Genomic DNA, 22,937 nt, shown 5'->3' with positions numbered 1-22,937 from the left:
CGGGCACGCGACGGTCCGCGAACACCGTTCGCGGACCGTCGTGACGTGGGCGTGCTATCCGCGGCGCAGCGGCATCACCGACCGCACCACCGGATCACGCAGATACAGCCCGGCCCAGACGAACACACCGACGTAGACCGGGAACAGGATGGTGCTGAAGAGCGGCATCTCGTTGAGCATGTTGGTGGCCACGGCGCCGCCGAGATACCCGGTCAGCAGCACCGCCCCGAGGATCGAGGTGGACGGGACCAGGTACAGCGCCAGGCACACGAGCATGACGACGCCGATGACGTAGTTGAGGTTCGGATCGAAGCCCAGATCGATCATCGCCTGCCGCGCCTGGTCGACGTTGAGGACGTGGATCGCGGCGTCGAACAGCAGGAACAGCACGACGAGGCCGGTGATCACCAGGCCGGCGATGCGGAATTTCCGGTCGGTGGGACGCTCGGCGGGGCGGGTGGTGGTCGAGATCATGGCAGGCTCCTCGGTCGGGGTGGCGGTCTCGCTACGGACTGACCGGCCGGCCCCGGAAAACTCATCGCACCGCACCGCACCGCACCGCACCGCACCGCACCGTGCCGATCCGGCGACCCGAGCCGCCCCAGCCCGGTCCCGACACCCGGAACCGAGCCCCGGCTCACAACCGGGACGCCAGCAACTCGGCGAGGTGGACGCCGCGACGCTCGGTGAGATCGGTGATCTGGGTGCGGCAGGAGTAGCCGTCGGCGAGCACGACGTCGTCGGGACCCGCCGCGGCGATCGCGGGCAGCAGCTGGTGCCCGGCGACGGCGACCGAGACGTCGTAGTGCGCCGGCACCACCCCGAAGTTGCCGGCGAGACCGCAGCATCCGCCGAGCCGGGTGACCGTTGCACCGGCCCGGCGCAGCAGCGCGGCGTCGGCGCCCCAGCCCATCACGGCGTGGTGGTGGCAGTGCGGCTGGGCCACCACCGACGTCCCGGACAGTGACGGCGGTTCCCAGTCGCCGAGCAGTTCGGCCAGCGTCACCGTCGAGTCCGCGACGGCGCGTGCCGGTTCGAACCCGAGCAGCTCCACGGCGTCGGAGCGCAGGACCGCCGTGCACGACGGCTCGAGGCCCACGATCGGCATGCCGGCCGGGAACAGTGCGGAGATGGTGCGGCCCAGGATCTTCCGGGCCGTATCCAGCTGGCCGGTGGTGATCCACGTCAGCCCGCAGCACTGTTGCTTTTCGGTCACGCACACCCGTCGGCCGGCCGCCTCGAGGACCCGCACCGCGGCGATCGCCACCTCCGGCGTGAAGTACTCGGTGAAGGTGTCGACGAACAGCAGGACGGGCTCGCCGTCCGTGCGACGTTCGGCCGCCGTGTCCGCGAACCAGCGACGGAACGTGCGGGGCGCGAACTCGGGCACGCGGCGACGCCGGTCGACGCCGGCGAGGGTCAGTCCGGCGGACGCCACCCCCGGCAGCTTGGCGAGGGTGTTCACGACGCGTGGTGCGCGACCGGCCAGCGCCGCCCAGCGTGGGAGCCGTCCCAGCGTGTAGTGCGTGGCGGGACGGAGCCGACCCCGGTAACTCTGGTGCAGCACTTCGGATTTGAACGTCGCCATGTCGACACCGGTCGGACAGTCGGAGGCACAGCCCTTGCATGCCAGGCACAGTTCGAGGGCCTCGTGCACCTCCGGTGAGCGCCAGGACCCGGTGACGAGCGTGCCGTTGAGCATCTCCTGCAGGACCCGGGCCCGGCCGCGGGTGGAGTCCTTCTCCTCCCGGGTCGCCAGGTAGGACGGGCACATCACCCCGCCGAGGCCGGCGGTGTCGGCGCGGCACTTGCCGACGCCGGTGCAGCGGTGCACGGCCTGCCTGAAGTCGCCGTCGTCGCCCGCGTACCGGAAGGCGAGCAGGTCCCGGACCCGGTGCGCGGCCGGGATCCGAAGGTCCCGGTCCACGGGAGCCGGGTCGACGAGCACACCGGGATTGAGCAGGCCCTCGGGGTCGAACACCGCCTTGACGGCGCCGAACAGTCGCAGCGCGGTCGGCGAGTACATCAGGGGCAGCAGTTCGCTTCGCACCCGGCCGTCGCCGTGCTCGCCCGACATCGACCCCCCGAACGACGCCACGAGTTCCCCTGCTGCGAAAAGGAATTCACGGAACATTCCGGGCATCTCGAGCGGCACGTCGAGGCGGATGTGGATGCAGCCGTCGGCGAAGTGACCGTACGGATAGCCGGTCACGCCGTACCGGGACAGCAGCGACTCGAACTCGCGCAGGTACTCCCCCATCCGTTCCGGCGGGACGGCGGCGTCCTCCCAGCCGGAGTGGGCGGGCCGCCCGGCGGGGCTGCGCCCGGCCAGTCCCGCCCCGTCCTCGCGGATGCGCCACAGCTGCGCGGCCTTGCCGGGGTCGGTCACGATCAGTGAATCCACCGCCACCGCAGCGTGTTCGACGGATCGCGCCCGTGCCAGGACCTCGTCGGCGTCGTCGCCGGACAGTTCGACGAACAACCACGCCGCCCCCCGCGGCAGCGGAGGCACCGCCGCCGCGCCGCGCCGCGCGCGCACGACGTCGACGATCCGCGAGTCGAGCCCCTCGCACGCGGTCGGACCGAAGCCGAGCAACGTGTGCGCGGCGTCGCCCGCCGTCGCGATGTCGGGGTAGCCGAGGGCCACCAGGACGCGGACCGCGGGGTCGGCGACGAGCCGCACCGTCGCCTCGGTGACGACACCGAGCGTGCCCTCGCTGCCGACGAAGAAGCGCAGGACGTCGAACCCGTTCTCGGGCAACAGGTGTTCGAGGGCGTAGCCGGAAGCCTGCCGGCCGAACCGGCCGAACTCGGTGCGGATGGTGGCGAGGTGGTCGAGGGTGATCCGGCGCAGTGATTCGAGAACGGGGGCGTCGTCGGGCAGCGACAGGTGCCGGCCCGCGCCGGTGAGCACCTCGAGACCGAGAACGTTGTCGGATGTGCGTCCGTAGCCGAGGGTGCGGGCACCGCAGGCGTTGTTGCCGATCATCCCGCCGACGGTGCAGCGGTTGTGGGTGGACGGGTCGGGTCCGAAGCGCAGTCCGTACGGGGCGGCGGCGCGCTGCAGTTCGGACTGGACGACGCCGGGCTGCACGGTCGCCGTGCGCGCCTCGGGGTCGATCCGCAGGACCCGGCCGAGATGGCGGGCGAAGTCGAGTACGACGCCGGGCCCGACGGCGTTGCCGGCGACGGAGGTCCCGCCGCCGCGTGAGGTGAGCGGAACGCCGTGCCGGCGGCACACCTCGAGCACGGTGCCGACCTCGTCGATCTCGCGGGGCCGCACCACCGCCTGCGGGGGCACCCGGTAGAGCGAGGCGTCGGACGAGTAGAGCGCGCGGGTGGTGGTGTCGTCGAACACCTCGGAGATGCCCGCGTCGCGCAGGGCCTCGCCGATCGTCCTCGCCCGGGCCATAGGCCGATGCTAGTGCCTGCAGGGGTCGCTTCGTCGCAGGTCGGACCGGCACGGCCGGGGTCGATGCGCCGTCAGCGGGAGGTGAGGACGACCGGTCCGTCCTCGGTGATCGCGACGGTGTGCTCACAGTGCGCGGCCCGGCTGCCGTCGGCGGTGCGCAGCGTCCATCCGTCCGGGTCGTGCCGGTAGGCGTCGCCGCCGCCGGCGTGCAGCATCGGCTCGACGGCCAGCACCAGTCCCGGCCGCAGCCGCATCCCCCGCCCCACCCGGCCCTCGTTGGGCACGTGCGGGTCCTCGTGCATGCGGCGGCCGATGCCGTGACCGCCGTGGTCGGCGAGCATGCCGTAGCCGCGGGAGCGGACGTATCCGCCGATCGCCGCGCCGATGTCGCCGAGACGGTTTCCCGGCACGGCCGCGGCGACGCCGCGCGCGAGGGCGTCCTCCGCCGCGGCGATCAGGGCGAGGTCCTCGGGGTCGGCGGTCCCGACGGTGAAGCTCACGGCGGCGTCCCCGCACCAGCCGTCGAGCACCGCCCCGCAGTCGATGCTCACCAGGTCACCGTCACGGAGCCGGTAGCTGCCGGGAATGCCGTGGACGACGGCGTCGCCGACGCTCGCGCACACGACACCGGGGAACGGCGACGGCGCCCAGTCGGGGTGGTAGCCCAGGAACGGGGAGGTCGCGCCGGCGGCTCGGAGGACCTCGGCGGCGACGTCGTCGAGGTCCTTCAGGCAGACCCCGATTCCCGCGTGGGCCCGCACGGTTGCCAGCGCCTCCGCGACCACGGCACCGGCGGCGCGCATCGCCTCGACCTCGCCGGGCGTCTTCAACTCGACCATCACACCTCCAATAGAAATACCGGTATTACTATACGGGAATGGTGCGCGAACCACTTACTCCGGCCCAACTCGAGCGAGGACGACGCCTGGGCGAACGCCTCCGCGCGGCACGCGGCGCCGCCGGGATGGCGACGGTCGCCGCCGAGGCCGGCATCTCCGTCGAGACCCTCCGGAAGATCGAGACCGGACGCATCGCCACGCCCGCCTTCTTCACCGTCACCGCGCTCGCCCGGGTCCTCGGACTCTCCCTCGACGACCTGGCCGGCGACCCGACGGACGATCCCGCCGAGCACGAGGCCGCCTCCTGACCGGAGGAGGCCACCCCCGCCTCCCCCGTCCCTCGCCTAGCATCGATCCTTGTGCCCGTCGATGTCCTTTCGCCCGAAACGCCCGCTTACGCCGATACGAAGGCGCGCGTGCGCACGGCCAGGATCGTCGCGACGGTCAGCGGACTGCTCGGCATGCTGCTCGCCCTGGCCGTGCCGTTCCTGCCGGTCCGGCAGGAGGCCGCCACCGTCAGCTGGCCGCAGGGCAGCGACCTGACCAACATCGAGGCGCCCCTCGTCTCCTACGCCCCCCTCGAACTGCGCGCGAGCGTGCCTTGCTCGGCCTTCCCGCTGCTCGGCGACGAGGGTGGCACCCTGATCTCGACCGTGCCGCCGGACGCCCCCGACGCCACCGAGAACGCCCTCGTGATCCGCACGGTCCCCGGCACCGACGGTGGGCCCGCCGCCATGGAGGTGGTGCTGCGCAACTCGGTGGTCGTGTCGGCACCGATCGACGACGAGCACCGCTGCACAGCCGTCACCGTCGCCACCAACGCCGACCGCACCGCCGCCGAGATCGTCGGCCTCGGGCAACACGACGACGGGCACCACATCGCCACGCTCGACGGCGATCATCGGCCGCAGATGGTCGGCGTCTACTCCGACCTGCAGGGATCGGCGCAGGCCCTCACCTCCGGCCCGGACGCCGAGCGGCTGTCCGTCCGTGCCGCCCTCGACTCGCGGTTCACCTCCACCCCGACGCTGGTCAAGTTCGTCGCGATGCTCGTGTGCATCCTCGCGACCCTGCTGTCACTCGTGGCGCTGCACCGCCTCGACGGCGTCGACAACCGCCGCGCCCGCCGGATCCTGCCCGCCCACTGGTGGCGGTTCACCGCGGTGGACGCGGTCGTCGTGGGCACACTGCTGCTGTGGCACGTCATCGGCGCCAATACCTCCGACGACGGCTACATCCTCACCATGGCCCGCGCCTCCGACGAGGCCGGCTACATGGCCAACTACTACCGGTGGTTCGGTGTCCCCGAGGCCCCGTTCGGCTGGTACTACGACGTGCTCGTCCTGCTCGCGAAGATCTCCACCGCCAGCGTGTGGATGCGGCTGCCCGCCCTGCTCGCCGCGATCGCCTGCTGGATGGTCATCAGCCGCGAGGTCATTCCCCGGCTCGGTGTCGCCGTCCGCCGCAACCGCATCGCGCTGTGGACCGCGGGGCTGGTGTTCCTCGCCTTCTGGCTGCCGTACGACAACGGCCTGCGACCCGAGCCCGTCATCGCGCTCGGCGCCCTGCTCACCTGGTGCTCGATCGAACGCGCCGTCGCCACCGGCCGCATGCTGCCCGCCGCGATCGCCGTGCTGCTCGCCGCCTTCTCCCTCGCCGCCGGCCCCACGGGACTCATCGCGGTCGCCGCGCTCGTCGCCGGGGCGCGACCCGTCGTCGTCCGGCTGGTCGGCCGCCGCCGGCTCGTCGGGGTGATCCCGCCCATCGCCGCCATCCTCGCCGCGGGCACCGTCGTCCTCGTTGTCGTCTTCGCCGACCAGACCCTCGCGTCGGTGCTCGAGGCGACCCGGGTGCGCTCGGCGGTCGGACCCAACGTGCCGTGGTTCGACGAACGGCTGCGCTGGGACGCGCTGCTGACCGTCTCCCCCGACGGATCCCTCAGCCGCCGGTTCGGCGTGTTCGTCATGCTGCTGTGCCTGATCGTGTGCGTGATGCTGATCCTGCGCAAGGGCCGCATCCCCGGCACTGCCCTCGGGCCGTCGCGCCGCATCCTCGGCATCGTCTTCGCGTCCCTGCTGCTGATGATGCTCACCCCGACCAAGTGGACCCACCACTTCGGCGTGTACGCCGGACTGGCCGGATCCGTCGCCGCGCTCGCCGCGGTCGGGGTCGGCGCCGTCGGCATCCGCTCCGCCCGCAACCGCGCGCTCTTCACCGCCGGGGTGCTGTTCGTGCTGGCGCTCGCATTCACCGGCTCCAACGGCTGGTGGTACGTCTCCAGCTACGGGATTCCCTGGTGGGACAAGCCGCCGTCGATCTCCGGACGCGCCTTCTCCACCGGCCTGCTGGCGCTGGCCCTGGTCGCGCTCGGCGTCGCCGCCTGGTTCCATCTGCGTGAACCGTTCGCCACCCCGAAACCCGACCGCAACGGCCGCGTGAAAGCGATCGCCTCGGCACCGCTGACCGTCGTCGCCGCGGGCGTGGTCCTGTTCGAGGTGCTCTCGCTCGTCAAGGGCGCGGTCGCGCAGTATCCGGCGTACTCGATCGCCCGGTCCAACGCCGCCGCCCTGACCGGCGGCAGCTGCGGCCTCGCCGACGACGTCCTCGTCGAGACCGACCCGAATGCCACCGCGCTGGCCCCCGTCGACGGCGACGTCGCCGGAGCCCTCGGCGCCGGCACCGCCGACGGCTTCACCCCGAACGGCGTCGCCCTCGATCTCACCGCCGACGAGGAGATCTCCACCACGGGCGGCGCCAACACGGTCGACACCGAGGAGGGCGGCACCACCACCTCCACGGGCGCCGGCACCGGCGGCGGCCGCGGTGCCGCCGGCATCAACGACAGCACCGTCGCGCTGCCGTTCGGCCTGGACCCCGCCCGCACCCCCGTGCTCGGCAGCTACCGCGCCGGCGCGCAGCAGGAAGCCGTGCTCGAGTCCGGCTGGTATGCGCTGCCCGACCGCACCGACGCCACGCCGCTGCTGGTGGTCACCGTCGCCGGCCGCGTGCACTACGTCGACCCCGACGGCGTCCTCACCCCCGGTGCGGACGTGCTGCTCGAGTTCGGCCGGACCGGCGACGGTTCGAGCGTCGAGCCGCTGGCCCGCGTCGCGCCCATCGACATCGGACCGTCTCCGTCGTGGCGCAACCTGCGGGTGCCGGGCGACCGGATCCCCGCCGACGCCGACACCGTCCGCCTGGTGGTGACCGACGGCAACCTGGCCCCCGACCAGTGGGTGGCGGTCACGCCGCCGCGGATGCCGCGCCTCGAGACCCTGAACACCGTCGTCGGCTCCACGGCACCGGTCCTGCTCGACTGGTCGGTGGGGTTGGCGTTCCCCTGCCAGCGTCCGTTCGACCATCGCTACGGTGTCGCCGAGGTCCCCGAGTTCCGGATCCTGCCCGACCGGGTCGGGGCCGACTCCACCAACGGCTGGCAGGACGACATCGGGGGCGGCCCGCTCGGCTGGATACCGCTGCTGCTCACCGCCGAGACCGTTCCCACCTATCTGAACCACGACTGGGACCGCGACTGGGGCTCGCTGGAGCGATACTCACCCATCGATCCGAGCGCGAGGACTGCCGAGATCACCACCGAGGACGTCGTCCGCTGGGGCTGGTGGACACCCGGCCCGATCCGCGACGGTGTGCCCGTAATGCGTGAATGAGGTCCTACGCGTCGGTAGGGACGGTGCGTCCGCTCATCTGCGCCCGATACCATCGACAATCGTGCCCGACGACGTGACCACAGTTCCCGCCCCCTCCGCAGCCGTGCCCCGGCCGCCGGTTGCCCGGGATCTGCGGGCGCAGTACCGCACCGCCCGGCTCGTCGCCACGGTGGCGGGCCTGCTCGGTGTGCTCCTCGCCGTCGCGACCCCGTTCCTGCCCGTCAAGGTCACCGAAGCCACCGTCACCTGGCCGCAGAACGGCTCGACCGGGCCGGTCGAGGTGCCGCTCATGTCGCAGGTGCCGCTGCAGCTGAGCGCGACCGTGCCGTGCACCGCCGTCGCGAGCATGCCGCCCGGCGGTGGCATGCTCCTCGCGACCGCACCACCGAGCGGTGAGGGCGCCGCACTCAACGCGATGTTCGTGCGGGTGGGCGCCGAGAACGTGGACGTTCTCGACCGCAACGTCGTCGTGGCCACCGCCCCGCGCAGCGACGTCGAATCCGCCGCGTGCACCGAGATCAGCATCTTCTCCGACGTCGACCGCACGACCGCGGAGTTCGTCGGCCTGAGCGACGAGAACGGCAACCCGCGCGCCGGTGAGCTGACCGGCGACCTGCGCCCCCTCGTCGTCGGCGTGTTCAGCGACCTGGACACCACGGTGCCCGGCATGTCGGTGACCGTCGACGTCGACTCCCGGTTCTCGTCGTCGCCGACGGTGGTCAAGCTCCTCGCGATGATCCTGGCGGCCCTGTCGACCGCGCTGGCGATCGGTGCGCTCGCCAAACTCGACGGCACCGACGGCCGGGGGCATCGCCGCTTCCTGCCGTCGCACTGGTGGAAGTTCACCGGCGTCGACGCGGTCGTCGTCGGCACACTCCTCGGGTGGCACTTCTTCGGGGCGAACACCTCCGACGACGGCTACCTGCTGACCATGGCCCGGGTCTCCGAGCACTCGGGCTACATGGCCAACTACTTCCGCTGGTTCGGCGTCCCCGAGGCCCCCTTCGGCTGGTACTACGACGTGCTCGCCGCGTTCGCCGAGGTCTCCACCGCCAGCGTCTGGATGCGGCTGCCCGCCCTGCTCGCCGGCATCACCTGCTGGATGGTGATCAGCCGCGAGGTGGTGCCCCGCCTCGGCCGCGCCGTCCGGCACAACACCGTCGCGCTGTGGACCGGCGGCCTGGTGTTCCTCGCCTTCTGGCTGCCCTACAACAACGGCCTGCGTCCGGAGCCGATCGTCGCGCTCGGCGCCCTGCTGACCTGGTGCTCGATCGAACGGGCGATCGCCACGGGCCGGTTGCTGCCGGCTGCGACGGCCGTGATGATCGGCGCGTTCACCCTCGCCGCCGCCCCGACCGGCCTGATGTGTATCGCCGCCCTGCTCGCCGGCATCCGGCCCATGACCCGGATCGTCGTGCGCCGCCACCGCGAGGTCGGGACGCTGCCGCTGCTCGCCCCGATCGCCGCCGCCGGCACGCTCGTGCTCGTCGTCGTGTTCTCCGACCAGACCCTCGCCGCCGTGCTCGAGGCCACCCGCGTGCGCACGATCATCGGCCCGAACGAGGAGTGGTGGAACGACTTCCTCCGCTACTACTACCTGTTCGTGCAGACCGTCGACGGCTCGCTCGCCCGCCGGTTCGCGTTCCTCGTCATGCTGCTGTGCCTGTTCACGTCGCTGCTGGTGCTGCTGCGCCGGCGCCGGATCCCCGGCGTCGCGACGGGACCGTCGTGGCGGCTGATCGGCATCGTCTTCGGCACGATCTTCTTCATGATGTTCAACCCCACGAAGTGGACCCACCACTTCGGGGCGTACGCGGGCATCGCGGGGTCCCTCGCGGCCCTCACCGCGGTCGTCGTCTCCGCGAGCGCGCTGCGGTCGCGGCGCAACCGCACGATCTTCCTCGCCGGACTGCTGTTCGTGCTGGCCGTGTCGTTCGCGGGCATCAACGGCTGGTGGTACGTGTCGAGTTACGGCATCCCGTGGTTCGACAAGACCGTCTCCTTCAAGGGCAACCAGTCCAGTTCGCTGTTCCTGATCCTCTTCGGGCTCGCCCTCGGGCTCGTCGCGTGGCAGTACCTGCGGGAGGGCTACGCGCCGCCGCAACCCAGACCCACGACCCGCAAGGGCCGCCGGATCCGCAAGTTCGCCGCGGCGCCCCTGACCGTCGTCGCCGGAGCGATGGTGCTCTTCGAGGTGCTGTCGCTGCTCAAGGGCGCGGTATCGCAGTATCCGGCGTATTCGCTCGCCCGGTCCAACGTCGGCGCGCTCGCCGGCCAGACGTGCGGGCTGGCCGACGACGTCCTCGTCGAATCGGACCCGAACTCCGGTCGGCTCGCGCCCATCGTCGACCCGGACAACCCACCCCGCGGCGGCGACGCCCTCGCCGGAGCCGAACCCGTGGGCTTCGATCCCAACGGCATCCCGTCGGACCTCACGGCCGACTACGTCGAGGTCAAGCCCGGCCAGGGCAACACCGACAACCAGAGCGTCGGGCCGACGTTCGAGACCGGCGCCGGCGGCGGCACCACCGGCGGCACCGGGGCGCGCACCGTCAACGGCTCGGACGCCAAGCTGCCGTTCGGCCTCGACCCGGCCGTGACCCCCGTGCTCGGCAGCTACCAGGAGGGCGTGCAGGAACCGGCGTTGCTCACGTCGAGCTGGTACGGGTTACCCGAGCGCACCGACGACGCGCCGCTCGTCGTCATCTCGGCGGCCGGTCGCATCTGGTCCGTCGACGACACCGGCGCCACCACCTACGGCCAGTCGCTGCTTGTCGAGTACGGCAGGCGCCTGCCCGACGGCACCGTCGAACCGCAGGGCACCTACCTGCCGCGCGACATCGGGCCCGCGCCGTCGTGGCGGAACCTGCGCATCCCGCTGTCGGAGCTGCCCGCCGACACCGACGCCGTCCGCATCGTCGCCAACGACCCCAACCTCACGGGCGACCAGTGGCTGGCGTTCACACCGCCGCGCGTGCCGAAACTCGAGACGCTCGACACCGTGGTCGGCTCGGAGCAGCCGGTGCTGCTCGACTGGGCGGTGGGCCTGCAGTTCCCGTGCCAGCGTCCGTTCGACCACCGCTACGGCATCGCCGAGATGCCGAACTACCGCATCCTGCCGGACCGACCCCTGGCCGTGTCCTCCACCGACACGTGGCAGTCCGCGGACAACGGCGGACCGCTGGGCTTCACCGAGGCCCTCGCGCGCCCCGAGCAGATCCCCACGTACCTGAAGGACGACTGGGCCCGCGACTGGGGCTCGCTCGAGCGGTACGTGCGGTTCTACCCGGACGCGGTGCCGGCCGAGCCGCAGACCGAGACGGTCACCCGCTCCGGGCTGTGGAACCCGGGCACGCTGCGCGTGTACGAGTAGGCCACCCGCTGCCGTCGCATGCGGTCCTCTCGCGCCTTCCGGACCGAATGTCACACCGGTTCGGCTCCATCGACCGAATGTGACATTCGGCCAGTCGCGCCGCCGGTAACGTCGTCCGTTTCGGGCGCGATGTCACGAATGTTCGATTCTGCTCGATCGCGAACTGTTCATCGGGCCAGCGGGGGTGGGCCGGCTACGGAAGGAACTGTATGTCGAAGAAGCGTGCATTCGGACTCGCGGCGGTTACCGCCGCGGTTCTCGGCGCCGGAGTGGCGACTGCCCCGGTAGCCGTCGCCGCTCCCGAAAATGCCACCACGCTCACGCGTGTCATCGGATCGGGCGAGTCCGGCTCGTTCGGTTACGGCGGAGCCTTGGTGAACGAGGCGGTCACGGTGCGCGTCGACCCCGACGAGCCCGGCATCAGCTGGTTCGGCGGCAGCATGTGGTGCTACTGCAAGATCTCCTGGACCAACATCACCACCGGGGCCAGCGGAACCAACGAACTCCCGTCCCGGCCGGTGCTCGGCGGAGGAATGACCGGTACGCCCCGCGCCGAGACCGGCTCCGGCCGAATCGTCGCCACCGTCACCGTCCCGAACGGCTTCACGTACCTGCCGGGAGTCGGGACCTGGGTCGTCCCCTGACCGTCCGGACCGAATGTCACATCGCTTCGATTGCATCGAACCCATGTGACATTCGGTCCGTCGGTCCGCCTCGGTCCGCCCGCGACGGGTAGTCCACAACCTCACCGTTCATCCACAGATTTCGCCCACCCTCCCGTTGCACCCTCGAGCGCGGCATTTCCCGGTGATCATGGGCGGCATGAGACGCGGAACGTGGGGGGACGACGTCGAACAGCTCGTCGGGCTGAGTGTCAACGGCATCATCCGCACCTCGACACTGTTGGGATGCGGGATGAGCAGCAGCACCATCTCCGGTCGTTGCCGGAAGGGTGGTCCGTGGCAGCGGATTCTGCCCGGTGTCGTTGCGCTGCACAGCGGCCCGCTCACGCAACTGCACAGACAGACGGCAGCGCAGATGTACGGAGGCGACGAGGCCGTCATCTCGGGCCACGCCGCGCTCGGCGTGCACGGATACGCCCCCTCGGCGACGAAGAGCGACATCCTGCTGCTCATCCCGCAGAATCGGCATCGCAGGAACTTCTCGTTCGTCACCGTCGAACGCAGCTGGCGTGTACCCGAACCCGTACGCAAGGGCACACTGCGGATCGCACCCGTCGCGCGCAGCCTGCTCGATGCCGGACGGCGGACGTCACGAACGGACGACTGCCGCGCCTTGTTCGCCGCCGCGCTCCAACGCGGCGATGTCACCGTGGACCACCTGGCACGCGAACTTGCAGAGGGCAGCAGTCGAGGAACCGCAGTGCCGCGCAAGGTGATCCAGGAACTGGTCGACGACGCGCATTCGGTCGCCGAGATCGAGGCCCAGAAGCTGTACTCCACCTCGGGTCTTCCCCCGATGGTGCACAACCGGGAGGTCGAGGACTCGAACGGAACTTGGATCGCCCGTCCGGACGGCTGGCTCGATGCCGTGGCACTGGCGTGGGAGATCGACTCGTTCGCACATCATCTCAGCGCAAGAGACCACGAGGCAACGATGCGGCGCCGGGCGGTCATGCAGCGGCACGGGATCATCGTCGTCACCCATCTGCCCAGACAGATCCGGCACGAACCGGCGATCGTGCTCGCCGATCTTGCGGCGGCCTACCGGCAGGGTCTCGAACGTCCACGACCCGACGTACGGGTTCGGTAGCCCCGCGAGGTGAACCGAATGTCACATTGCGTCGATACGATCGACGCAATGTGACATTCGGCCCACCAGAAGGGCTAGAGCGGAAGCAAGTGATGCTTGCGCGGATTCTTGAACACCTTCTTGTCGCGCAGCAACGTCAGCGCCTTGCGGATCTCCAGACGCGTCTTGTGCGGCTCGATCACCGCATCGATGTAGCCGCGCTCGGCCGCGATGTACGGCGTCGCGATGTGCTCGTTGTAGAAGTTGATCAGCTGCTGACGGACCGCCGGAGCGTTCTCGCCGGCCGCCTCGATCTGGCGACGGCCGATGACCGCTACCGCACTCTCGGCGCCCATCACCGCGATCCGCGCCGTGGGCCACGCGAAGTTCACATCCGCGCCGAGCTGCTTGGAGCCCATCACCGCGTAGCCACCGCCGTAGGACTTGCGTACCACCACGGTCACCTTCGGCACCGACGCCTCGACGAACGAGAACAGGAACCGGCCGCCGCGCTTGATGACCCCGATCTTCTCCTGCTCCACACCCGGCAGGAAGCCGGGGGTGTCGACGACGAACACCAGCGGAATGTCGTACGCGTCGCACACCCGCACGAAATGCGCGGCCTTGTCCGAACTCGCCGCGTCGAGCGCCCCGGACAGGTACAGCGGCTGGTTCGCCACCACCCCGACGGGCCGGCCGTCGACGCGGGCGAAGCCGGTGATGATGTTCGGGGCGACCTGCGAGCGGATCTCGAAGAAGTCGCCGTCGTCGAAGATCTTGAGCAGGACGTCGTGCATGTCGTAGCCGGAGTTGTCGGCGTCGGGCATGAACGTGTCGAGCTCGAGATCGTCCGGCGTGATCTCCGGTTCGAGGCCCGGATTGATCACCGGGGGCTTCTCCTGCGCGTTCGACGGCATGTAGCTCAGGTACTTGCGGGCCCACTCGAACGCGGCCTTCTCGTCCGGCGCGACGTGGTGCACGTTGCCGTACTCGGCCTGCTTACGGGCGCTGCCGAGTTCGTCGAGGCTGACGTCCTCCCCGGTGACGGACTTGATGACGTCCGGGCCCGTGACGAACATGTACGCCTCTTCGGTGGCGACGACCACGTCGGTGTTGATGGGCGCGTACACGGCACCCCCGGCGCACTTGCCCAGGATGATCGACACCTGCGGGCACAACCCCGACAGCGGCTCGTGCCGCTTGCCCAGTTCCGCGTACCACGCCAGCGACGTCACCGCGTCCTGCACCCGGGCACCGCCGGAGTCGTTGATGCCGACCACCGGGCAGCCGATCTTCAGCGCGAAGTCGAGGATCGCGGCGACCTTGCGGCCGAACATCTCGCCGACGCTGCCACCGAACACGGTCTGATCGTGCGAGAACACCGCGACGGGCCGGCCGTCGACGGTGCCGTGACCGACGACGACGCCGTCACCGTAGAGCGCGTCGTCACGGCCGGGCGTCTTCATGAGCGCCCCGATCTCGACGAAGCTGCCCGGGTCGAGCAGCATGTCGATGCGCTGTCGCGCACTGGGGATGCCCTTGGCGGCGCGTTTGGCCACCGCGGCCTCCCCGGCCGGCTCCTTGGCGATCTCGAGATTCTTGCGCAGCTCGGCCAGCTTCTCGGCCGTCGTCGTGGTCACTACTCGATCAGCTCCTCGTGGCCTCGATGTCGGCCAGCTTGCGTGTCAGGTCGGCCCCCACCTTCCCGATGTACGGCTCGTCGACCACCTGGAGGTGATCGCCGCCGACACGGATGACCTCCAGATTACGGACCGACTCACCCCAGCCACCGTCGGGCTGCCTGGTCCCGAATGCGGGCTCGAGTTCGATGGCGTCGTCGTGGTAGCGGTCCGCCATGTACAGCACCACGTCGCCGTCGTACGGCTCGAGCTTCGCCGTCTGGATGGCCCGGTTGTCCAGCCACGACGTGCGCTGGTGCTCGATGATGCCGCCGGGGATCCTCGTGCCGCTCATCTTGAGCAGGTCCATGAGGATGCGCACCTGGCCCTCGTCGTCCGTCGCGGCGAGCTTGTCGTACGGCAGCGGAGCGTCGACCCCGTAGGTCTTCTTCGCGAACTGCGCGTACCGCTGCCAGCGGGCGGTGATCTCCTCGGGGGTGTCCTCGACCTTCTGCCCGGCCATCACCGTGTCGATGAGGCCGACGAGCCGCACGTCCTTGCCCTCCGCGCGCAGCAGCCGGGCGACCGCGTAGGCGAGCACACCGCCCAGCGACCAGCCGTACAGCACATACGGACCGTCGCCCTGGATCTCCTTGATCTGCGGGAGGTACTCCTGGGCACGCTGCTCGATCGGGCCCTCGGTGCGTTCGAAGCCGTACATCGGGGTGCCCTCGGGCAACCGGCGCAGGAGCGGCTCGTACACGACGGTGGATCCGCCGGCGGGGTGGAACACGAACACCGGCACGGCGTCCGAGCCCTCGGGCCGCGGGCGCAGCGTACGGACGAGACCGTCGATGCGATCCGCCGATTCGAGGTGCCGGCGCACGCTCTCGGCGAGCTGCTCGATGGTCTCGGCGTCGAGCACGTCGTCCACGGTGATCTCGCCGTTCGCCCGCTCGGTCAGCCGGGCGGCGAGGCGCTCGGCCGTCTCGTCGTCGAGGATCGGCAGGGTGTTGAAGATGCCCTTCGCCGACTGCCCGGTGATCACGGCCCACGTCGCGAACGTGAGCCGCTCGGCGGCGTCGCGCGGCGGCACGTCGGTGCCGGATGCCTCCGCGACCGCCTGCCGGTCGGTGACGTCGGTGGCCTTGTCCGCTTCGGTGCTCGCAGCGGTCTCACCGCTCTTGCCTGCCTCTGCGGCCTCTGCGGCCTCGAGGATCGCCTCCGCCTCGTGCACCACCCCGGTGTCCTCCACCGGCGAGACCGCCGGCAGCTCGAGCGACGCGTCCTCCCGAGCGGCAGTGTCGCGGTCGGCGGCCTGCTGGGCGGCGAGCGCGGCGACCTCCTCGCGGTTCTCCACGGCGTACCGCAGGTACTTCGCGACGTCGCGCAGGCTGGCGTCCTTCACCGCGGCGAGCTGCAGCTGCGGGATGTCGAACTCGTACTCGACGCGGTTCTTGATCCGCACCGCCATGAGCGAGTCCAGCCCCAGCTCGATCAGCGGAATCTCGACGGGCAGATCCTCGGGTGCGTACCCCATCGATTCGGCGACGATCAGCGCCAGCCGATCCTCGAGGGTCTGCGACCCGTTCGGATTCCACTTGTCGCCGAAGCTCTCCACCACCTCGGGCAGCGTCTCGACCGGCCCGGTGGAGCGCTCGGCCGGCGCGGGCGTGGGAGCCGGCAGCGCGTCACCGGAGGCGACGACCGCGTCGAACAGCAACCGGAACTCGCCGTCCGCCGCGTCCCGGCCGTGCACGTGCAGCGACGCGCCACCGAGGTGCCGGGTCAGCGTGGTGGTGAGGGTGCCGGTGGCGGGGACGTCACCGTACGGCACGGACGCGGTGAGGGTGACGTCGGCGAGCACCTGCGACGCGGCGGCGACGGCGAGTTCACCGAGGTCGGTGACCGCGTCGGCGCGCACCTCCCACACGTGCCGGCCGTCGGGCAGCGCGACGTGCGCGCCGGGCACGCGGGCACTGCCGCCGGTCCCGATGCGGGTCTCGAGCCAGAACGGCTTGCGCAGGAACACCGTCCGCGGCAGATCGGCGTACGCGCCGGCCGGGAGCAGGCTGTGCAGGTCCACGGTGTGGCCGTGCACGTACAGCTGAGCGAGGGCGGTGAGCACGCCCAGCGGCTCGTCCTCCTTGCGCTTGAGGGTCTGGATCAGCTGGGTGTCGATGACCCCGGCCGCGTACGCCGTCGCGGCCACGGACATCAGCGCGACCGGATTGGGGGCCAGCTCGACGAAGGTGGTGTGCCCGTCGGTGACGGCCAGCTTGACCGCATTGGTGAAGTAGACGCTGTGCCGCAGACCCTTGGTCCAGTACTCGACCTGGTGGATGCCCTCGTGCCCGGCGCGGTAGTGGGTGTCCTGGTCGACCGACGAGTACACGTCGACCTTCAACCGGCGCGGCTCGATGCCGGCGAGTTCGGCGGCGAGCTCGCCGAGGAGCGGATCCACCTGCGAGGTGTGGCTGGCGCCCTTGGTCTGCAGCACGCGGGCGAGCTTCTCCTCCGACTCCGCCCGCGCGACGATCGCGTTGACCTCGTCCTGCGGGCCGCCGATGACGGTGTGCGTCGGCGCGGCGTAGACGCAGACCTCGAGGTGCGGGTAGTCGGTGAGGACCTGCTCGATCTCCGCGGCACTGTACTCGACGAGCGCCATGAGCCGGATGTCGTCGCCCTCGAGCAGCGCCTCGGCCTCGCCCATCAGGCGCGAGCGCGCGCAGATGACGCGGACGGCGTCCTCGAGCGACAGCCCACCCGAGATGTATGCCGCGGCGGCCTCACCCATGGAGTGGCCGACGACGGCGGACGGCTCGGCGCCGTGGTGACGCAGCAGCTTCGCGAGGGCGACCTGGATGGTGAAGATGCCGACCTGCGAGGTCTCGACGTCGTAGTCCTGGGCGTCGTCGAGGAACTTCTCCTTCATGGAGTAGCCGGCCTCGTCCTCGATCAGCTCGTCGATCTCGTCGACGGCCGCCGCGAACACCGCGTTCTCGAGGTACAGCTGCTTGGCCATCTTGCGGTGCTGCGATCCGAACCCGGACAGCACCCACACCGGCCCGTTGGCGGCGGGGGCGTCGGCGGAGAACACGCCCTGGGCGGGCTTTCCGGCGGCGACGGCGCGCAGCCCGGCGATGGCCTCGGCGCGGGTCGTCGCGATCACGACGGCGCGCGAGCGGCCGTGGTTGCGGCGGGAAAGGGTGCGGGCGACGTCGGCGAGCGGCGTGGTGCTGCCCGCCTCCGTCTCGAGCCAGTCGGCGAGGTCGGCGGCGGCCCGGCGACGGCGCGACGGCATCGCCGCGGACACCGCGAGCAGCACCGGGCGCTCGGCGTTCTCGTCCGAGCGAATGTGCCCCTCAGCTCCTTCAGCCGACGGAACGACACCTTCGCTCGGCTCTGCCACGGGCGCCTCGTCCGGCCCGGCCGGCGCCGCTTCGGGGCCGGTGTACTCGCGGACCACGACGTGGGCGTTGGTGCCGCCGAAGCCGAACCCGGAGACGCCGGCGATCGCCTTGCCGGTGTAGCGCGGCCACTCGGCGCCCTCGGGGATGACCTTCAGGCGGGCCTGCTCGAACGGGATGTACGGGTTCGGCGCCGTGTAGTTCAGCGTCGCCGGCAGGTGGTTCTCCTGCATCGCGAGGACCACCTTGATCAGGCCCGCCGCGCCGGCGGCCGCCTCGAGGTGGCCGAAGTTGGTCTTCGCCGAGCCCAGCAGCACCGGCTTGTCGGCGTCGCGTCCACGGCCGACGACACGGCCGAGGGCGTCCGCCTCGATCGGGTCGCCGAGCACGGTTCCGGTGCCGTGGGCCTCGACGTAGTCGACGCCGGACGGCAGGATGCGCGCGTCCCGGTAGGCGCGGCGCAGCACGTCGACCTGGGCCTCGGGGTTCGGCGCCGCCAGCCCGTTGGAGCGGCCGTCCTGGTTGACGGCGGAACCGGCGATGACGGCGAGCACGGTGTCGCCGTCACGCTCGGCGTCCTCGAGCCGCTTGAGCACGACGAGGCCGCCGCCCTCGGCGCGGACCATGCCGTCGGCGTCGGCCGAGAAGGCCTTGATGCGGCCGTCGGGGGCCTGCACGCCGAGCTGGTCGAAGCCGAGGGTCGCGGCGGGCGCGACGAGCATGTTCACGCCGCCGGCCAGCGCCACGTCGGCGTCGCCGTCGCGCAGGGCCCGCACCGCCTGGTGCACGGCCACGAGCGACGACGAGCACGCGGTGTCCAGGGCGACGGACGGTCCGCGGAAGTCGAAGAAGTACGAGACCCGGTTGGCGACGATGGACGTGGCCGTGCCGGTCAGCGCGTACGGATGCGCGGCGGACGGGTCGCTCACCGCGAGGAGCTGGTAGTCGTTGGCGGAGCTGCCGATGAACACGCCGACCGGGCGGCCCTTGAGGTCGCTGGCCGGAATGTGGGCGTGCTCGAGCGCCTCCCAGGTCAGTTCGAGGGCGAGGCGCTGCTGCGGATCGACCATCTCGACCTCGCGCGGCGACATCGCGAAGAACTCGGCGTCGAAGCCCTTGACGTCGTCGAGATACCCGCCGCGGGTGTTGGCCGCGGCGATGGCGGACGAGATCTGCGGGTCGTCGGCGAATTCGGACCACCGTCCCTCGGGGAGGTCGGTGATCCCGTCGCGGCCCTGTGCGAGCAGCTGCCACATCTCGGCGGGGGTGCTCACGTGCCCGGGCAGCCGCGTGGCGAGACCGACGATCGCGATGTCGTGTGCCCGGCCGGCCGGACCGGCGGCGTAGAAGGCGCTGTCGTCCCCCTCCGGGAGCTCGGGCTCGCCCTCGATGATGCGCGTGGCCAGCGACGCGATGGTCGGGTGCTGGTACGCGATCGTCGCGGTGAGGGTGACGCCGAGCAGTTCCTCGATCTCGCCGCTCAGCGCGACGGCGTCGCGGGACGAGAGACCGAACTCCTCCATCGGGCGATCGTCGGAGATCTGTGCCACCGGTTGCCCGGTGGCCTCGGCGATCCAGTTTCGCAGCCATTCGCGCAGCTGCGCGACGGTCATTTCAGTGTCAGCCATCAACCCACCACGCTACCCGGGAAAGAGAACAATGTTTAAACGCTATCGGGGAAGGCCTGCTGCGTGTAACCGCCGCGCAGGGTTCCCTCGATGTACGCGGCCTTGCACGCGCGCCGCGCGATCTTGCCACTCGACGTGCGCGGGATCGACCCGGCCGGAACGAGCAGGACGTCGCGTGCGGTCACACCGTGCCGTGCCGAGATCGCCGCCCGCACGGTGTCCGCAACCGGCTGCGGATCCGCCTTGCCCGCGCCCGGCGCCCGCTCGGCGACGATGACCAGCTGCTCCGAGGCGTCGTCGGGGTCGAACTGCAGGCCCGAGTGCGAGTTCTCGAACACCACCTGCGGCAGCTGGTTGGCCGGCACGGCGAAGGCGGCCACGAAGCCGGGGCGCAGCGCGGAGCTGGCCTCCTGCGCCGAGAACTCCAGGTCCTGCGGGTAGTGGTTACGTCCGTCCACGATGACCAGGTCCTTGACGCGGCCGGTGATGTACAGCTCGCCGTCGACGTACACGCCGTAGTCGCCGGTGCGCAGCCAGTGCGCGTCGGCCGGCGTGCCCTCGGCGTGGCTGCCGACGGTCAGGCGGTCGGCGATCGTGTTGCGGAAGGTCTCCGCGGTCTCCTGAGTGCGTCCCCAGTACCCGATGCCGATGTTCTCGCCGTGCAGCCAGATCTCCCCGACGTGCTCGTCCGGCACCTCGGTGGCGGTCTCGGCGTCGACGATCGCGGCCCACTGGCTGCGCGCGACGTATCCGCAGGAGACCTGCGCGATGGCGTTCGGCGCCTCCTTGTCGACCTTGACGATGCGGCCGGCGCCCAGCTGGTCGCGGTCGACGTAGATGACCTTGGCCTCGTCGGTGTGCCGGGTGGACGAGACGAACAGCGTCGCCTCCGCCATGCCGTACGACGGCTTGATCGCGGTCTTGGGCAGGCCGTACGGCGCGAACGCCTCGTTGAACTTGCGCATCGAGGACGTGGTCACCGGCTCGCTGCCGTTGATCAGGCCGATCACGTTGCTCAGGTCGAGGGTCTCACCCGGCTTCGGCAGTCCTCGCGCGGCCGCGTGCTCGAACGCGAAGTTCGGCGCGGCGGCGAACGTGCCGGCGCCGTCGGAGACGGCGGCGAGTTCCTTGATCCACCGGCCCGGCCGCTGCACGAAGGCGCGCGGGCTCATGATGGTGATGTACTTGCCGCCGATCGCGGGCAGGATGATCGTGAGCAGGCCCATGTCGTGGAACAGCGGCAGCCACGTCACACCGCGCGAACCCTCGTTGAGTTCGATGGAGTCGGCCATCTGGATGCAGTTGGTGAGGACACCGCGGTGGGTGATCTCGACGCCCGCGGGCACGCGGGTCGATCCGGAGGTGTACTGCAGGTAGGCGATGTCGTCGGTGCCGATCCGGGGTCGCGTCCACGAGTCGGCGACGGTGTCGGGGATCGCGTCGACCGCGATGATGCGGGGGCGCTGCGCGGCGGGCAGCGGCCGGAAGAACTGCCGGACCCCGGCCGCGGAGGTGGTGGCGGTGAGGATGGCGCTGGGTGTGCAGTCGCCGAGGACGGCATGCAGCCGGTCGGTGTGGCCGGGCTCGTCGGGATCGAACAGCGGGACGGCGATGGTGCCGGCATAGATGGCCGCAAAGAAGGAGACGACGTAGTCCAGGCCCTGCGGGGCAAGGATCGCGACGCGGTCGCCGGGCTCGGTGACCTGCTGCAGCCGGGCCGCGATCGCGCGCAGACGTACCCCGAACTGCTGCCAGGTCAGCTCGTGGACCTCGCCGTCACGTTCCCGCGAGTAATCGATGTAACGGTACGCAAGATCGTCGCCGTTCTCGGCGAAATGCTGCTCGAGGTGGTCGAGCAGAGTGTTGCCCTCGGGCAACACGATCTGTCCGTTCTCATCGATGAACTCTTCGAACCCGACGCTCATTCCTTCTCCCTGTCGAAGCGATCCCACAACCACTCGACATGGTTGCGCCCCGTCCTTGTCCTCGCGCTAGCGGATCGTCGTACCTGTACAGCTCAACAGCATCCGGCGGTGCATCTCACGAATCTGTCCATCGATCCGAAATCACGATTATGTTACAGATCCGCATCGGTCATTCCCCCGCCAACAGCGGAATCACCGGTGCGAACGCCTCCATCTGGGTGGGGAAGACCCCCACATAGGACATCCCCGTCTTCGCCCGCACGTTACGGATCTGTTCGGCGATCTCCTCGTAGGAACCGATTGCGAGATACGGCGATTCGAGGATCTCGTCCACGGTGAGCCGGACGTCCACCTCGATGTTCGGGGGGAAGCCCTGGTCGAGGGCAGCCAGCGCCATCTCGGCAGTCTGCTCCCGATCATCCGTGACGAGAATCATCGTGATGGTCCAGTTCAGCTCGATGTCATCGAACCGATCCCCCGCTGCGCGACGGATCACGTCCACCCGCTCCACAGTCTTGCCCATCGTGATCCCCGACAGCAACAAACGGCCGTCCCGATTCGTGGGGGTGGCCACCGAGATGATGTCGGCGTACTTCGCCGCCAGCGCGAGCATCTTCGGTCCCCCGCCGCCGACCGCGATGGGCGGACGCGGGCCCTGCCGCGGGCGCGGACTGCCCTTGAGGCCGTCGATGCGGTAGTGCTTGCCCTCGAAGTTGCATTCCCGGCCCCGCAGGAGCACGTCCAGAATCTGCAGGCTCTCCTCGAGCTTCTCGATCCGGACGCCGGGACGTTCGTAGGCGATGCCCGCCTTGTCGAACTCCTCCTTCATCCACCCTGCGCCGATCCCGAGCTCGAGCCGGCCACCCGAAAGGACGTCGACGGTCGCGGCGTCCTTGGCCAGGATCGCGGGATGCCGGAAGCCGTTCGCGAGGACGGCGGTGCCGAGGCGGATCTTGTCGGTGGCGACGGCGAGCGCACCGAGGGCGGCCATGGGTCCGACCTGGTTGCCCAGGTGGTCCGGGATCATGAAGCTGTCGTAGCCGAGCTCCTCCGCCTTGCGCGCCAGCTCGACGAAGCGCCGGGCACCGCCCTCCTCGGCATTGCCCTCGCCACCCGCGGCGAAACGGAACTTCCGCGGTTGCGTGACAGCCGAGCCGTCGGTGGCGCTCATCGAACCTCTTCTCGTGTGGCAGTGGTCGCGCGTCACGCCCCGGAAGGACTTCCCGGGTCGTGACCGAAGGTCGAGTCTAAGCGCCGACCGACCAGTGAGTGTATCGGGTGGTGATCCCCGACACTACCGGCCGGTAACAA

General features: G+C 70.5%; 12 protein-coding genes. 5 read left to right on the top strand and 7 right to left on the bottom strand.

What is annotated here, in order from left to right; all coding sequences use genetic code 11:
• Positions 1–54 precede the first annotated feature (54 nt).
• From ACWPQI_RS01510 to map, 3 genes are all read right to left on the bottom strand, one after another.
• Positions 55–474 (bottom strand): DoxX family protein, encoded by a 420-nt coding sequence (locus tag ACWPQI_RS01510; RefSeq protein ID WP_040270459.1) that lies wholly within the window; start codon positions 472–474, stop codon positions 55–57.
• A gap of 163 nt (positions 475–637) precedes the next feature.
• On the bottom strand, positions 638–3,412 hold the full coding sequence (locus ACWPQI_RS01505) for an FAD-binding and (Fe-S)-binding domain-containing protein (RefSeq protein WP_010596176.1): 2,775 nt from the start codon (positions 3,410–3,412) through the stop codon (positions 638–640).
• Positions 3,413–3,483: 71 nt separating this feature from the next.
• Entirely contained in the window at positions 3,484–4,251 is a 768-nt protein-coding gene (map, locus tag ACWPQI_RS01500) for a type I methionyl aminopeptidase (protein ID WP_040270436.1), read from the bottom strand.
• A 38-nt stretch (positions 4,252–4,289) separates the two neighbouring features.
• On the opposite strand from map, the gene ACWPQI_RS01495 reads away from it, so the two are divergent.
• The 5 genes from ACWPQI_RS01495 to ACWPQI_RS01475 all read left to right on the top strand — a co-directional run bounded on the left by ACWPQI_RS01495 (position 4,290) and on the right by ACWPQI_RS01475 (position 13,065).
• Positions 4,290–4,559 (top strand): helix-turn-helix domain-containing protein, encoded by a 270-nt coding sequence (locus tag ACWPQI_RS01495; RefSeq protein ID WP_026137866.1) that lies wholly within the window; start codon positions 4,290–4,292, stop codon positions 4,557–4,559.
• Between the two features lie 108 nt (positions 4,560–4,667).
• Positions 4,668–7,919, top strand: coding sequence for an arabinosyltransferase domain-containing protein (locus ACWPQI_RS01490; protein WP_040270433.1), 3,252 nt, complete (start codon positions 4,668–4,670; stop codon positions 7,917–7,919).
• A 61-nt stretch (positions 7,920–7,980) separates the two neighbouring features.
• Positions 7,981–11,292: an arabinosyltransferase domain-containing protein gene (locus ACWPQI_RS01485; RefSeq protein WP_040270432.1), complete on the top strand. Its 3,312-nt coding sequence runs from the start codon at positions 7,981–7,983 to the stop codon at positions 11,290–11,292.
• Positions 11,293–11,501: 209 nt separating this feature from the next.
• The gene (locus ACWPQI_RS01480; protein ID WP_010596183.1) at positions 11,502–11,936 is read left to right on the top strand and encodes a hypothetical protein; all 435 of its coding nucleotides are present in this window, start codon (positions 11,502–11,504) and stop codon (positions 11,934–11,936) included.
• A gap of 178 nt (positions 11,937–12,114) precedes the next feature.
• Positions 12,115–13,065 carry a hypothetical protein gene (locus ACWPQI_RS01475; protein ID WP_040270441.1) on the top strand — a complete coding sequence of 317 codons (951 nt, stop codon included), beginning with the start codon at positions 12,115–12,117 and terminating at the stop codon, positions 13,063–13,065.
• A 74-nt stretch (positions 13,066–13,139) separates the two neighbouring features.
• On the opposite strand, the gene ACWPQI_RS01470 is transcribed toward ACWPQI_RS01475, so the two are convergent.
• The 4 genes from ACWPQI_RS01470 to ACWPQI_RS01455 form a co-directional block, all read right to left on the bottom strand.
• Entirely contained in the window at positions 13,140–14,684 is a 1,545-nt protein-coding gene (locus ACWPQI_RS01470) for an acyl-CoA carboxylase subunit beta (RefSeq protein WP_010596185.1), read from the bottom strand.
• Between the two features lie 7 nt (positions 14,685–14,691).
• Positions 14,692–19,686: a polyketide synthase Pks13 gene (gene pks13, locus ACWPQI_RS01465; RefSeq protein ID WP_119699317.1), complete on the bottom strand. Its 4,995-nt coding sequence runs from the start codon at positions 19,684–19,686 to the stop codon at positions 14,692–14,694.
• A gap of 50 nt (positions 19,687–19,736) precedes the next feature.
• Positions 19,737–21,626 carry a long-chain-fatty-acid--AMP ligase FadD32 gene (gene fadD32 / locus ACWPQI_RS01460; RefSeq protein WP_040270427.1) on the bottom strand — a complete coding sequence of 630 codons (1,890 nt, stop codon included), beginning with the start codon at positions 21,624–21,626 and terminating at the stop codon, positions 19,737–19,739.
• 169 nt (positions 21,627–21,795) lie between these two features.
• The gene (locus tag ACWPQI_RS01455) at positions 21,796–22,797 is read right to left on the bottom strand and encodes an LLM class F420-dependent oxidoreductase (RefSeq protein WP_064066433.1); all 1,002 of its coding nucleotides are present in this window, start codon (positions 22,795–22,797) and stop codon (positions 21,796–21,798) included.
• Positions 22,798–22,937: the final 140 nt, after the last annotated feature.

This window comes from Rhodococcus sp. LMD (assembly GCF_056108245.1).
The sequence above is the reverse complement of the archived record's forward strand: the minus strand, read 5'-3'. Positions and strand labels throughout refer to the sequence as shown.